The 13,985-nt window shown below is 48.9% G+C and carries 16 protein-coding genes; 6 read left to right on the top strand and 10 right to left on the bottom strand.

Annotated features, from left to right (window positions below; genetic code table 11):
- Positions 1 to 20: 20 nt before the first annotated feature.
- The 7 genes from JHL22_RS04025 to gloB form a co-directional block, all read right to left on the bottom strand.
- A complete protein-coding gene (locus JHL22_RS04025; RefSeq protein WP_200234045.1) occupies positions 21 to 527 on the bottom strand; it encodes a peroxiredoxin in 507 nt (168 codons plus the stop codon).
- A 158-nt stretch (positions 528 to 685) separates the two neighbouring features.
- Complete coding sequence (locus JHL22_RS04030; RefSeq protein WP_200234047.1) at positions 686 to 1,147, bottom strand: universal stress protein; 462 nt, start codon at positions 1,145 to 1,147, stop codon at positions 686 to 688.
- Between the two features lie 18 nt (positions 1,148 to 1,165).
- On the bottom strand, positions 1,166 to 1,510 hold the full coding sequence (locus tag JHL22_RS04035; RefSeq protein ID WP_200234056.1) for a protein tyrosine phosphatase family protein: 345 nt from the start codon (positions 1,508 to 1,510) through the stop codon (positions 1,166 to 1,168).
- Between the two features lie 143 nt (positions 1,511 to 1,653).
- Positions 1,654 to 2,358 carry a DNA polymerase III subunit epsilon gene (gene dnaQ, locus JHL22_RS04040; RefSeq protein WP_200234058.1) on the bottom strand — a complete coding sequence of 235 codons (705 nt, stop codon included), beginning with the start codon at positions 2,356 to 2,358 and terminating at the stop codon, positions 1,654 to 1,656.
- A 22-nt stretch (positions 2,359 to 2,380) separates the two neighbouring features.
- A complete protein-coding gene (gene fabI, locus JHL22_RS04045) occupies positions 2,381 to 3,163 on the bottom strand; it encodes an enoyl-ACP reductase FabI (protein WP_200234060.1) in 783 nt (260 codons plus the stop codon).
- A 103-nt stretch (positions 3,164 to 3,266) separates the two neighbouring features.
- Entirely contained in the window at positions 3,267 to 4,928 is a 1,662-nt protein-coding gene (locus tag JHL22_RS04050) for a lytic transglycosylase (RefSeq protein ID WP_234041096.1), read from the bottom strand.
- A gap of 8 nt (positions 4,929 to 4,936) precedes the next feature.
- Positions 4,937 to 5,719: a hydroxyacylglutathione hydrolase gene (gene gloB, locus JHL22_RS04055; RefSeq protein ID WP_200234062.1), complete on the bottom strand. Its 783-nt coding sequence runs from the start codon at positions 5,717 to 5,719 to the stop codon at positions 4,937 to 4,939.
- 51 nt (positions 5,720 to 5,770) lie between these two features.
- Between gloB and JHL22_RS04060 the strand changes: the two genes are divergently transcribed.
- Positions 5,771 to 6,562 carry a class I SAM-dependent methyltransferase gene (locus JHL22_RS04060; protein ID WP_200234064.1) on the top strand — a complete coding sequence of 264 codons (792 nt, stop codon included), beginning with the start codon at positions 5,771 to 5,773 and terminating at the stop codon, positions 6,560 to 6,562.
- The gene (rnhA, locus tag JHL22_RS04065; protein WP_200234073.1) at positions 6,555 to 7,007 is read left to right on the top strand and encodes a ribonuclease HI; all 453 of its coding nucleotides are present in this window, start codon (positions 6,555 to 6,557) and stop codon (positions 7,005 to 7,007) included. The genes JHL22_RS04060 and rnhA overlap by 8 nt, the downstream gene beginning before the upstream one ends.
- 23 nt (positions 7,008 to 7,030) lie before the next feature.
- On the opposite strand, the gene JHL22_RS04070 is transcribed toward rnhA, so the two are convergent.
- The gene (locus JHL22_RS04070) at positions 7,031 to 7,246 is read right to left on the bottom strand and encodes a hypothetical protein (RefSeq protein WP_200234075.1); all 216 of its coding nucleotides are present in this window, start codon (positions 7,244 to 7,246) and stop codon (positions 7,031 to 7,033) included.
- A 50-nt stretch (positions 7,247 to 7,296) separates the two neighbouring features.
- Entirely contained in the window at positions 7,297 to 7,587 is a 291-nt protein-coding gene (locus JHL22_RS04075; RefSeq protein ID WP_200234077.1) for a hypothetical protein, read from the bottom strand.
- 249 nt (positions 7,588 to 7,836) lie between these two features.
- Between JHL22_RS04075 and JHL22_RS04080 the strand changes: the two genes are divergently transcribed.
- From JHL22_RS04080 to JHL22_RS04095, 4 genes are all read left to right on the top strand, one after another.
- Positions 7,837 to 9,894, top strand: coding sequence for a TonB-dependent receptor domain-containing protein (locus tag JHL22_RS04080; protein ID WP_200234079.1), 2,058 nt, complete (start codon positions 7,837 to 7,839; stop codon positions 9,892 to 9,894).
- A 105-nt stretch (positions 9,895 to 9,999) separates the two neighbouring features.
- The gene (locus JHL22_RS04085; protein ID WP_200234081.1) at positions 10,000 to 11,286 is read left to right on the top strand and encodes a class I SAM-dependent methyltransferase; all 1,287 of its coding nucleotides are present in this window, start codon (positions 10,000 to 10,002) and stop codon (positions 11,284 to 11,286) included.
- Between the two features lie 152 nt (positions 11,287 to 11,438).
- The gene (locus tag JHL22_RS04090; protein ID WP_329610631.1) at positions 11,439 to 12,200 is read left to right on the top strand and encodes a maleate cis-trans isomerase family protein; all 762 of its coding nucleotides are present in this window, start codon (positions 11,439 to 11,441) and stop codon (positions 12,198 to 12,200) included.
- Between the two features lie 10 nt (positions 12,201 to 12,210).
- Positions 12,211 to 13,119, top strand: coding sequence for a LysR family transcriptional regulator (locus JHL22_RS04095; RefSeq protein WP_200234083.1), 909 nt, complete (start codon positions 12,211 to 12,213; stop codon positions 13,117 to 13,119).
- A gap of 7 nt (positions 13,120 to 13,126) precedes the next feature.
- On the opposite strand, the gene JHL22_RS04100 is transcribed toward JHL22_RS04095, so the two are convergent.
- The gene (locus tag JHL22_RS04100; protein ID WP_200234085.1) at positions 13,127 to 13,954 is read right to left on the bottom strand and encodes a GntR family transcriptional regulator; all 828 of its coding nucleotides are present in this window, start codon (positions 13,952 to 13,954) and stop codon (positions 13,127 to 13,129) included.
- Positions 13,955 to 13,985 lie beyond the last annotated feature (31 nt).

A 13,985-nucleotide genomic window follows, 5' to 3' on the forward strand; every position in this document is an offset into this window, starting at 1 on the left:
CCTTGTAAAAAATAAAGAAACTAACCTAACTGGGACAGCAATGTCTTCGCATCACTCACTTCATAGGCTCCACCCTCTTCAAGATTAAGAAGAGTAACCACACCATCGTCCAGGACGGCAGAGTAGCGGCGTGAACGTACACCCAGGCCTTTGGAAACCAGATCTAGTTCAAGCCCCATGGCTTTAGCCCATGTTGCCGAGCCGTCGGCAAACATGCGTACTTTACCTTGCACATTCTGCTCGCGACCCCATGCCCCCATGACAAATGCGTCATTAACCGCCACACACCAGATTTCATCAATCCCCTTGGCCTTGAGCTGACTTTCCAGCTCTATATAACCAGGTAAATGCTGGGCAGAGCAGGTGGGCGTAAAAGCACCGGGTACGGCAAACAGGGCAACTTTCTTGCCTTTGAGCAGATCAGATACTTTAAAGGCATTAGGCCCCAAAGAACACCCTTCGGAAGCGGTTTCAATAAATTCTGTTAATGTACCGTCTGGCACTTTATCGCCAATTTTAATCGTCATGACTTCTCCTTGAAATTAACCTGCATGAAAGGAAAGTGTATCACTACACGCCTTTAAAAAAAACAAATGTTCCAGGAAGCAAAAACCGCCTTGCTCCGGTTTACGGAATAAGGCGGCTGTTTACACCAAGTTATGGCGATAAAAAAACCGTTTAAGAACTAGCTGCTTTCCTTGACTCGATAGACCAGCACCGAGGTATGGGCCAAAGACAAGACCTTCACGGTAACACTGCCCAGCAACAGACGCGACAAACCGCTGCGACCATGACTGGCAATATAGATAAGATCACAATTATGTTCTTTGGCGGCTTCTACGATGCCATCAGCCACACTGTAATTGGAGGTAACCACAGAGCTGGCCTTGACGCCTGCCGTTTCGGCCCGCTCAAGAACGGGCTTCAGGTACTCGTGTGCTTCTTTTTTCGCTGCCTCTTCGTAATCACCATCGGAAATAGCATATGAAGCAGCCATGCCATCAAAACCGATGAGTGTTGAAAAGGGTTGGGTGACATTAATGGTGAGAATTTCTGCGCCAATTTGCCGGGCAAAACAAATGCCAGAATTAGCGGCTTGTGCGGAAATTTCAGAACCATCAATAGGCAGCAATATTTTTTTATACATGAAGTGGTCTCCTTTGGACTAGGGGGTTTGTTTGGCGGCATTGTACAAATGCGTACAACGGGTTCCGCTACGACAAAAAGCAAGAATGGGCGCTGGTAAAGTTTCCAGGTATTCGTGGAACTGGTTTACATTTTCCTGCGTCATGGCGCCACTTACCACAGGCTGGTACACCACCGTCAGGCCAGCGTCTTGCCCGGCCTTAATGATATCGGCTGAAAGAGGCTGGGTGTCTCCACCTTCCAAGTCTGGACGATTGATAATAACACTATTGAAACCGGCGGCCTTGACAGCTGCCATATCACTGGCGCTTAATTGAGGCGCGACGGCAACGGTATCACTTAATGGTGTAAAAGGTGTAGACATGAATTCCTCTTGAATAAACTATATCAGGGGGCATAAAGGGATCGTACCCTTTATCCTTTTCGGTTATATGATTTTATGCTAGTTTATTTGATTGTAAACAATTATTTTCCAATTAACACCCTGGGCAATCATGCAAACCAATACTAGGCAAGCTCACGCCATAAACAGGTTTTTCCAGCGGCTTTATCCAGCGCATCCAAATATTCCTGGTGCGCCTGCAATTCTGGGTCGGAAGGCCGGATAACTGGCAATACCAGCGTATCCAGCGCCAGTCTGTTTGCCGATGTCTTTTGAGTATCCTGTTCTCCGGCCTCTTCCATTAGCAAGCCAAACTGGCCTCGCGTCATGGCCAGCCAAACTTCGGCCAACAGCTCGGCGTCCAGCAAGGCGCCGTGCAATATACGATGCTTGTTGGAAATATCAAAACGCTCACACAAAATATCCAGGTTATTGCGCTTGCCGGGAAACCGCTCCCGCGCCATGGCCAGGGTATCGGTAATAAGACCGGCGATACTATTGACGGTGGGCATGCCTACCCGGGCAAACTCGGCATTCAGGAATTTAGTATCGAAAGCGGCATTATGAATGATAATTTCCGCCCCTTCCAGATAGGCTGCAATGCGTTGCGCTTCATCGCTGAAGCGGCCGTGCTGCGATAAAAATTCGGTTGTCAGGCCATGGACTGCCAATGCCTCGGGAGCACTGTCCCGGTCGGGGTTGAAATAAAGATGCAGGTTATTCCCGGTTAATTCCCGGTTGATGACCTCTACGCACCCCAGTTCAACAACCCGGTCGCCCTGATCAGGATCAAGACCGGTGGTTTCGGTATCAAGAATAATCTGACGCATTATATTTACAACCCCTAAAAATTTAAGCCATACCAGGAACAACCGCCGAGAAGCCGGCATCAACATGCACCACCTGGCCGGTAATACCTGCTGCCAGGTCTGACAACAGGAATGCTGCGGTATTACCCACGTCTTCAATGGTCACGTTACGACGCAATGGCGCGTGTTTTTCAACGAAGTTCAGGATGACCGAGAAGTCTTTGATGCCACTGGCTGCCAATGTCTTGATGGGACCGGCGGAAATCGCATTGGAACGGATGCCCTGTTCGCCCAGCGCGCTGGCCAGATAACGGACACTGGCTTCCAATGAGGCTTTTGCCAGACCCATGGTATTGTAATTGGGGATGGATTTTTCTGCCCCCAGGTACGTCATGGTTAGCAAAGAACCCTGACGAGCCTGCAACAGGGGCAAGGCCGCCCTTGCCATCGCCGGAAAACTGTAAGCCGAAATATCATGGGCAATACGGAAATTTTCACGGGTAACGCCTTCCAGGAAATTACCGGCAATCGCTTCCCGGGGAGCAAATCCAATTGAGTGCACAAGGCCGTCAAGACCGTCCCAATGTGTTGCCAGCTCGGCAAATGCAGCGTCAATATTTTCATCAGAAGCAACGTCACAGGGAATCACGATATTGCTGCCAAAATCTGCAGCAAACTCTGTGACACGGTCTTTGAAACGGTCTCCGGCATAGGTGAACGCCAATTCGGCACCTTGTTGATGACAGGCTCGCGCAATGCCATAAGCAATAGAGCGATTGGAAATGACGCCTGTGACCAGGACTCTTTTATTTGCAAGAAAACCCATTGTTTCTTATCCTATTTTGCAAAACGGAATTATTATAAAAAAATTGCGTAACCTAAAAGTATTACGCAATTTTCATCTTGAAAATTTACCGGTTCAGTCTAGCCTAGCCTCGGCTTCCTGCCCCGGGAATACGTAGTGACGCACCTGGTTTCAGTGCTGCGCTACCCATGTTATTTAACGCTTTCAAATCTTGAACCGACGTATTATAACGTTTTGCCAAAGAGTAAAGGGTATCTCCCTTGACCACTTTGTGAACCGATACCTTTTTCTTTGCGACTTTTGGAGCCGGTTTGTTTAAAGAGGCAGTGCGCACGGCTGGCTTGCCAGTGGTTTTGGCGACAACGGCCACAGCTGGACGTTTATAGACCGCCGGCCGTGACACGGCAGAAGGAATGGCCGCACTTGAAGCCGCTACCGGCACAGCACGCACACCTGCGGTTAATGCAGGATTATTGCCGCTTGAATAAATGATATCAGCCAAAGGATCAACCGTTACTGCTGAAGCAGAGGCCATCGCAGGTCTGCTATTAGCTGCCGGTGAAGGGGCCGGTGCAGTAACCTGGGCAGGTACCGTTGGAGACATGGCGGATGCCCGGATTACATTGGCATTGCTGGCCAACATGGCGGGCGATGCTGTATTAATGGCGGGTGCCATGATATCGTCAGGCGTAATACCCGCTGGCGCGCCCGAGTTGCGTGGCACCATTAGGGTTCTGGAAGACAGCGCAACCGACTGCTTTGCGCCATAACCATTAAGCGACTTCAGCTTGGCCAGGGAAATGCCATATTTGTCGGCAATGCCGGCCAGGGACTCGCCTGGAGCCGGTGTATAACCCTCCCATGCCGAGAGCGCCCCTTTGTGACTTTTAAGATTCCGCTTGTAAGCGGTTACTTTATGTTTAGGCAACAAAATTTGCGGGCTGTGCTCCCCAAGCAATACACTTCGCTGGAACGACGGATTCAGCTCACGAAACTCCTCAACAGAAATCTCAGCCAGACGGGCCGCAATGTCTATATCAATATCCCGGGTGTTATTAATTTTTTCGAAATAGGGCTGGTCGGGCACATGCGGTAATTTAATACCGTAGCGGTCAGGGTTTCTGATGATGTTTTCAATGGCCTGCAATTTAGGTACATAATCGCGAGTTTCCTTAGGCATTCTAAGGGACAGGTAATCGGTACCCAAACCTGAATTGGCATTACGGTCACGCGCCCGTTTAACCGACCCCTCTCCCCAATTATAGGAGGCCAGTGCCAAATGCCAGTCATTATCCTGAAAACCGTGCAGATAAGACAGGTAGTTAAGCGCGGCATGGGTGGACTGAACCGGATCCCGTCTTTGGTCTTTCCACCAATCTTGCGTTAAGTTGTAATGCGTTCCCGTGCTTGGAATGAATTGCCACAGGCCAGCCGCTTTTGCGCTGGAAACCGCTTTCGCATTATAGGCACTTTCAACAAATGGCAATAAAGCCAGTTCTGTTGGCATATTACGTCTTTCAAGTTCTTGGGTAATATAGTGAATATACTTGCTTGAGCGCTGTGCCATTATTTGTACAGAAGCGGGGCGGGCCGCATAGTAATTGGTCCAGTATTCAACCCTGTCGTCTTGCAGGTTAGGCATTGTGAACCCTTTACGGATTCGTTCCCAGACATCTTTTTGCGGGCCGACTGATGATGACGAGTAGTTTTTGGAAGAATTGCCGGAGGATGCACACCCGGTCAAAACAACAACTGAGGCTACAACGGCAAGCTTAATTAATTTCATGAGTATCCTTAGAATGAATTCTTCCAATCACGCAACACGGCAAAGACCTCGTGGGGCGCATTCAAGCTACGCCCGGCCCTGGCCTGTGCGGCATTAATTACTGATTTTTGATCAACCCGCATAAACGGATTGGTCTTGAGTTCGTGACCCACCGTGGTGGGAACGGTTGGTTTTTGCTGGCTCCTGATTAACCGTGCTTCTTGTGACCACTGTTGCAAATCAGGATTCCCCTCCTCTACGGCAAGTGCCCATTGAATATTACCCAAGGTATACTCATGAGCACAAAACACCAGCGTATTTTGAGGCAATTTCTTAAATTTATCAATACTTTGGTTCATTTGCGTAGAATTTCCTTCAAATATCCTTCCGCAACCGGTGGCAAACAGGGTGTCACCACAAAACAGGACAGGCTCATTCGGGTTGATGAACCCGAAATAGGCAATATGCCCTAATGTATGGCCGGGTACGTCAAGGACGGAAAGCGTCCAGGAAAACCCTTCGATGCCAACAATATCGCCTTCTTGCAGGGGGACATCGCAAAAAGGAATGGATTCTGTGGCAGGACCATATACTTTGGCCTGGGTGTGTTCGCGCAAACCGGCAATGCCCCCTACATGATCGGCATGATGATGGGTAACCAGGATAGCCTGCAAATTCAGGTTTTGTTCTTGAAGCACCTTAAGCACCGGCTCGGCCTGGCCGGGATCAATGACCACGGCATTGTTACCCTGCACGATTATCCAGATATAATTATCATTAAAGGCACTGATGGGCAGAATTTTACTGGTCATATCCAATACTTAAACGTTTCAAGAAATATTTACACTTACCCCGAGGCAGGCGTGACGCAAACCAATTCGCAGATTTTAAACCTTACGCAGTGGCTGAACTCTGATCCTGGTCAAACGGTTATCAGTTGGGAAACTGAAAAGCTGGATCAAATCGTGGCCAACGCATTTGGCTTCAATGCATTGCAAATTGGCTTGCCAGCATGGGATTTACTACGAAACAACCGGATCAGGTCAAAGGTGATTTTAACGGATGAATCAGAAAAAAATGTAACATCGACCGATCAGCCAAAAATCATTCATGGCCGCCTTGACCAGCTTCCCTTTCCCAGTTGCAGCCTGGATCTGGTTATCCTTCCGCATATTCTTGAATGTTCACAAGACCCCCACCAAATTTTGCGGGAAGTAGAGCGGGTGCTGGTTTACGAAGGCAGAGTGGTCATTAGCGGCTTCAACCCCAGGAGCTTGTGGGGCCTTCGCAATGGCATGCCATTCCTTAATCCCTGGGTGCCAATTTCCAACCGCAACATGGTCTCGGTGCGTCGCCTGAAAGACTGGTTCAAATTATTATCCCTTGACATCGACCGAGGCCATTTCGGCTGTTATACTCCAGCCTGCAAAACTGAAAAATGGCTTAACCGCTGGGATTTCATGAACCAGGCCGGAGACCGTTGGTGGCCTGTGGCCGGAGGCGTTTACTTGCTTTCCGCCAAGAAACGGGCGCGCGGCATGCACCTTGTTGGGCAGTTGCCAAAAAGAAAACGCAGGAGAAGTCTGGCAAACAGACGTCCTGCCATTACCAGTCAAAGAGATATCACTCAATTATTCAATACTGAACATGGATAAAAAACTAGTCGAAATATGGACTGACGGCGCCTGCAAGGGCAACCCCGGCATTGGTGGCTGGGGCGTGTTGCTTAAACAGGGTCCTCATGAAAAAACACTGTGCGGTGGAGAAACCGAAACCACCAATAACCGGATGGAAATGACCGCCGTCATCCAGGCCCTTAATGCCCTGAAACGTCCCTGTAAAGTCCTGCTTCACATTGATTCCCAGTATGTGCAAAAAGGCATTACCGAATGGATGGATGGCTGGATAAAACGAAACTGGAAAACCGCCGATAAAAAACCGGTTAAAAACATGGATTTATGGCTGGAACTGAATGAACAGGTGGCAAAACATGACATTACCTGGAAATGGGTCAAAGGTCATTCGGGCGACCCCGGCAATGAACGCGCCGACCAGTTGGCCAATGAAGGGGTTCTAATGGCAAAAAAAATCACTCCGTAGAGTGATTTGGACTGGAGGCGGGCTTAATCCAGACAACCCATGCGCCGGGCACGCTCACGCTCGGAATCCGAACGAACATTATCATTGGCACGTGACAGGAAGTTACTGGTTCCGGGAATACCAGGCTGCTGGACAATCCGGGACTGGACCTGGGCACATTCGGCCGCTTTACTGTCGTCAACCGGACCATTGGCACAGGCGGCCAATAACAGGCATGGAAGAAGAATAATTTTTTTCATTACTTAACCTTAAAAGGCAAATGGATTATTTAATCCGGATTTCTATATATTTAACCAAAAGCACACAGTTTTTGGACACTTAACTCACGAATCTGGTTCAGACGCAATTGCGCGGCTTGTTCTCCCTGCTGAATCAAGGAAGGATCATGGCCAAACAACGGCTTGTTACCATGACGAAACTGGTTCAACAGGATATTCAGCCGATCGGATTCCTTGCCAATTTCCGTACAGGTCAGGGTTTGCTTGTCGGCCTCGGTTAACGGAGGCACAATTTTAACCTGATTAGCGCAACCTGCTGCAACAAGCAGAGCGGGAACCATTAGCAATAATGCTATTTTCATGACAAGCCTTTCAACGGGTTAGATGCCATTCAGTGTAACAAAACCAGTTAAACAATTCGATATTTCTGTTCAGATAAGACGAAATTCACCCAATTAGCTTAACCAGCCAACCTTGGTTAAAAACAACAAAACCAAGCTTGATTACCACATAAATCTTTACACAATTTTCCTTAATATGTTATATATTTAATGATAATCATTATCATTATTAAATCTATTAAATTTATTAAGCTTTTGGAGCACCCCGGGATGTCCCACTCTTTTAAACTCAACCGTCTGGCCAGCGCAATTTTATTGGCAACGGCTGCCACATCTTCTTACGCCCAGGACAATTCAGCTGTTGATGACAATACTGCGGTTGAACTTGAAACCATCTTCGCATCAGCCAGTAGTATTGAAAGCGAAATTCGTGATGCGCCTGCCAGCGTCAGTGTCATTACCCGTAAAGAGCTGGATCGCAAACCCCACGCCAGCATTGCTGAAGTACTTGGCACCATTCCTGGTGTTACCGGTGGTTTTTCACCTACCGGCGCAGGTTCAAAAATTGCTTTTCGTGGCATGCCCGACAAATACACGCTGATCCTGGTTGATGGCAAGCGTATTGGCGGCTCCAACCTGCTGGGGCACCGTCCTGACACCATTCCCCAAGACCTGGACTGGCTGTCTCCCGACGCCATTGAAAGAATTGAAGTCGTGCGCGGTGCCATGTCTACCCTGTACGGTTCTGAAGCCATGGGCGGGGTTATTAACATTATTACCCGCAAAATCGACAACGTCTGGAGCGGTTCGCTCACGAACAGCCTGAGCATGCCTGACTCTGGCAATTCCGGCGAAACCTGGTCACACGGTTTTAACATTAGCGGCCCCATCACCGACAGCCTGGGCATCCGGCTGGGTGGCAGCTATACCAACCGTGAGCCCGATTCGGGCGCCCGTGGCTCCAGTGGTTCTGCCAACCAGAACATGAATGCAAAACTCAACTGGCAACTCAACGAAAATCACAGTTTTTATCTGGACGGTTCCGTTGGACGCAACAGGGCTGAACCATTCCCGGACCAGGAACAACGTGATGCCCAAGACGGCGTTACCGATGAAATTTTTGGCTCTGACATGCGCCACACCTATTTTGGCCTTGGGCACGAAGGCCGTTTTGGTGAAGTACGCACCAAACTGGACCTGTACTCCAACAGCTATAAAAACAAGGGTGAGGGAGATCAATATGGAGCAAAATCCAAAGAGCATGTTGTCGACTTCAAGGTTGACATGCCCTTTAGCACAGCAGGGGTAGAGCACTGGTTAACGGTAGGCGCCCAATACAAACGGGAAGAGGTTGAAAACCCCAGTAACATTGGCAATATTCTTAGCGTATTGCTGCCTGGTGGAGATACCGTCAACGCCGAGAAAAAACCAAAGGGCTGGGCATGGTCTCTGTTTGTTGAAGACCAGATTTTCCTGCGGGACGACCTGATCCTGACTCTGGGTGTACGTGGCGACAAATCCGATGAGTTTGATCTACATGTCAGCCCGCGCGGATATCTGGTTTATCATCCTACCGATGCCTGGACCATCAAAGGTGGCGTATCAAAAGGCTTCCGTGCCCCCAGTCTGAAAGAACGCTCACTCACCTCAGGCACCTCTTCCATGGGAATGGGTTGTACCTCATTGCGTCCTTTGGGCTATACCGGCGGTCAATGCTACATGATTGGCAACCCCGACCTTAAGCCTGAAGTCAGCACCAACTATGAGCTGGGTATCGCTTTTGACCAGGCCGGTTACTCGTTTGATCTGACCTACTTCCAAAGCAAAATCAAGGATATGATCCAAAATGGCTTTTTGGGCAATATCAACGGCACCTGGTATACCCAGCAATTCAATATTGAAGAGGGAGAAACCGCCGGCCTGGAAGCTTCATTTGGCCTGCCTGTTACAGATGGTTTAAGACTGAGCGGCAATGCCACTTACATGATCAAGTCAAAAAACAAAACCACCGGAAGCTGGCTGAACATGACGCCCAAATGGACGGCCAATGCCCTGCTTGACTGGCAGGCCACTGAAAAACTGTCCACCTATGCATCGGTACAATATATTGGCAAACAACTTTACACCCCGCCCGCAGACTCTACCGCGAACAACCATTTTGCCTATGCGAACACCACGCTTGATATCGGTGTTAACTATGCCGTTAACAAAAACCTGACTTTGCGTGCCGGCATTCAAAACCTGACCAACAATATCGCCAGAACCGATGACGATTACGGAGATGGAAATGGCCGTACCTACTACATGGGTGTGACCGCCCGTTTCTAACATAATACCGTTTATACAACCGGGAACTTCGGCCATGCGCCCCCGAAGTTCCCCTTGTTTTTAGCGATATACTTTCCCAGCCCACAAACCTTCAAGAAGCCACTAATGCAACACCGTGACGGTTATATCATTGATGTTTCCTATCCCCTTCATTTTCACAAGGAAATGCAGCCGGTCTGGCTATGCCACACCATACAGACATTAGGCTGTGCCGTACCGGATATCAGTAAGCCTTACCGCTATTGCGAATTGGGTTGCGGGCCCGGCATCAACCTGCTGGTTGCCGCGGCCTGCAACCCTGCCGGACAATTCACCGGAATTGACTTCAACCAGGCACATATTGCCAGCGCCCAGGCGTTGGCCAAGAAACTGAATATTGAAAACATCCGTTTTATTGAGTCGGGTTTCGAGGAATTTGCCACAAACAACAGCGAAAAATTTGACTTTATCGTTAGCCACGGCACATGGTCATGGCTGCCACCCAAGGCACAGGCCGGCATTCTTCAACTGATTTACCAATCGCTTAAACCGCAAGGCCTGGTGTATTTGCACTACATGTGTTATCCCGGTGCCGCCCGCCTGACGGGTCTGCAAAAAGTACTTTATGAAACCGCCAAAATAACAGGGGGCAATTCAGTACAAGGCATTCAAAACGGCATGCAACTGTTACGCATTCTGGCCAATAACGGTGCGGGCCTGTTTGTGGACAACCCCGAAATTGAAAAAGAGCTGGCCGCGCTTGAAAAGGAATTGCCCGCCTATCTGGCGCACGAGTTCCTGACCGACTACTGGCATCCGCAGCACTCGGCCGACCTGCACCGTATTGTTTGCCAGACAGGGGTCAATTTCATTGGCAGTGCCGATAGCTTTGAAAATATGGATATCCTGTCTATTCCCGGCAATATCCAGCCTATCTTAAAAAACCTGCCCAGCCAGGCATTGCGGGAAACTGTTAAAGATATGGCACGCAACCAGCACCAGCGACTGGATGTTTTTCAACTGGAGCCACAAACACTGGGCTTCGCAAACCATATCGGCTATATGGATAACACCGTTTTCAAGGCACTGCCCGGCATGCCTTCTCCAGGCCCGCTGGAATTCAAAACACCCATTGGCACCATTCCCGGACCGGCAGAAATGTTTTCTCCCCTGCTGGCTGCCTTGGTACAAGGCCCGCAATCTTTTTACGAGCTACGCCAGATACCGCCATTCAAGGCTGAACCCGGTTTACTGTTGCAGGCTCTTAATATGCTGATGTGGGCAGATTATGCGCACCCCGTTCGCCCAGAACAGAATGCGGCTCGGGCCTCAGCCAATATGCAGGCATGGCTGGACCAGCAACAACTGCCATTGCAGCTATTGCCTGAATGTGGTTCAGCAGTCATGATTTAAGCTTCAAAACAAAGTCAATGATACAGGCAGCCTGCCCGTAACTTATTTCATCAACACATTTTGCGATGGCATATTGACAGAACAATGATTTGCAACGACGGCATTCACTTCTAGAATAAATACCTCATCAAGTACACTGAGGTAACCCATCAATGAATACCTATCGAATCGGCCAGATTGTTCCCAGCTCCAATACCACCATGGAAACCGAAATTCCTGCGATGCTGCTGGCCCGCTCAACCCTATTTCCAGAACAGCGTTTTACGTTTCACTCGTCGCGCATGCGCATGATGAACGTAACCCCCGAAGAACTAAAAGCCATGGATGTCGCCAGTGATCGCTGTGCCATAGAGTTAAGCGACGCGCGTTGTGATGTGATGGCCTATGCCTGTCTGGTGGCAATTATGGCGCAAGGCAATGGATACCATCGAAACTCTCAGGAACGTTTGCAAAGCACTGTCAAAGAAAACAATGTCAGCATCCCTGTTATCAGCTCGGCAGGCGCCTTGATTGATACGTTGAAAGCGTTTGATTTCAACAAAGTATCCATTATTACTCCCTATATGAAACCCTTGACCCAGCGCGTTGTGGATTACATTCAAGCCGAAGGCATTACGGTCAAGGACGCTATCAGCCTGGAAGTCGCTGACAATTTGGCTGTGGGTCTGCTCAATCCCGAAAATCTGCTGGAACAGGTGCAACGCCTGGATCATGAAGGCGTAGACGCAGTCATTCTTTCTGCCTGCGTACAAATGCCTTCCCTCCCCTCTATACAACGCGCTCAGGATCTTATTGGCAAACCTGTACTATCCGCATCAGTGGCAACTGTATATCAAATGTTGAAAACACTGGGCCTGGAAACCAAAGTCCCCGATGCCGGATATGTATTGTCCGGCACGCACAAATGCAGGTAATATACCTCCCATGAAACTGGATCCTGTCACACTGAAACTTTTTGTACGGGTGCTTGAAGAAGGCACTATCAGCCGGGCAGCCGAATGCGAACACATTGCAGCTGCGGCGGTCAGTCGACGCATTGCCGAGCTCGAAGACAGCCTGCAAACCCTGCTGCTTTCCCGTAGCAACAAAGGCGTAACACCCACACCAGCGGGACTGGAACTGCTTTATCACGCCAAGGCATTACTTAATAGCATCAACACTATTGAGACCCGTCTGAAAGCCTATGTAGAAGGCCAGAATGAACTTGTGCATATTTTGGCGAATCCAACAGCCATTATCCAATTCCTGCCGCAACCACTAGGTCTGTTTTCCCGGGAAAACCCAAACATCCGCGTACAGTTGGAAGAACACACCAGCGTGAATATCGTACAGAAAATTGAATCCGGTAAAGCAGATCTGGGGGTATTCACCGACCTGCCTTACGAAGCACAGATTGACACATATCCCTTCAGGCAGGATAAACTCATCTTACTGGTACCCAAAAACCATCCTTTGGCAGGGCAGCAGTCCATCGCTTTTGAACAGACACTGGGCTATGAACACATTTCCCTTCTGGCGGGCACGCAAATCAATTATCAGATCACCAAAGCAGCAATGGAAACCGGTATACCCCTTCACTTACGGACAGTGGTATCTGGCTACGATACCATGTGTCTGCTAATCAATGCCGGCATGGGAATCGGGATATTACCCCTTGAAAGTGTCGCTGCTTATCACGTCCCCGATACCGTCATCGTAGAGCTGGAAAATGACTGGAGGCACAGGAATATTGTTATTGGGGTACGCAACAGAAAAGAGCTTCATCCTGCCGCCAACGTATTACTCAACTTTTTACTATCCACCGGCAGCACAGCAACCTCCACCACTTCCTGACAAGCGCCTATTCTCCTTTGTGTTCAAGATTGGTAGTAGACAAAACAGGCATTTTTACCGGCTGGCGACCATTCCATAAGATTTGGGCCGGACGTGCCGGTTTGCCATAAGCATCACATTCGATATGAATACCCAAACCTTTGGCAGTAAGCAATAAGGTTTTAGGTACATAATCGGGATCAATGTCTGCCAATAGTCCCAGGCCAGCATCGATAAGATGCATTTCCAGATATTGACGGGCCAATTCTGCATTTTTCTGTACCAATGCATCTAAAAACAAATCATCAAGATCAGCAAAATCGCCCGAGGTATTGGGCTTCAAAAAATAGGCCCGCTGATGCCTGGTAATTTTCCAGTAAATACCTTTTATCATATCCTGCATTACTTTGGGATATCGGGTTAGTGCCACTTCATGGAAAGCCAAATGGGCATCCTGATAGTCTTTGGCACGCCCGCTATACAGATGCATCTCGTTCAATGCACGTTTCATCCTGTTAAAATCAGCGGGCGTAAAATCATCAATCAGACCTGAAATAATAGATGGCTCAATCAACAGCCTTAACGCATAGGACTGCTCGGCTTCGTCCAGTTGCAACGCTGCAACTTCCACCCCTTTATTATTAGTTGCTGTGACTAAACCATGTGCCTGCAGACGACTCAATGCTTCACGTAGCGGTGTACGGCTTACACTCAGCTGATCGGCGAGTTCTGCCTGAGACAGCTTAAGGCCCGCCGGATAGATACCATCCAATATTCGTGACCGTAACACCTCGAAAATTTCGTCTGCTGCATTACCGGGTCTTTTTACACTCGGTGTTTCTACTCTTTTAATCATATTCTCATCATTATCAGTCACTTTCTTTCAT

This window comes from Advenella mandrilli, from assembly GCF_016595155.1.
GTDB classification, from domain to species: domain Bacteria; phylum Pseudomonadota; class Gammaproteobacteria; order Burkholderiales; family Burkholderiaceae_B; genus Advenella; species Advenella mandrilli.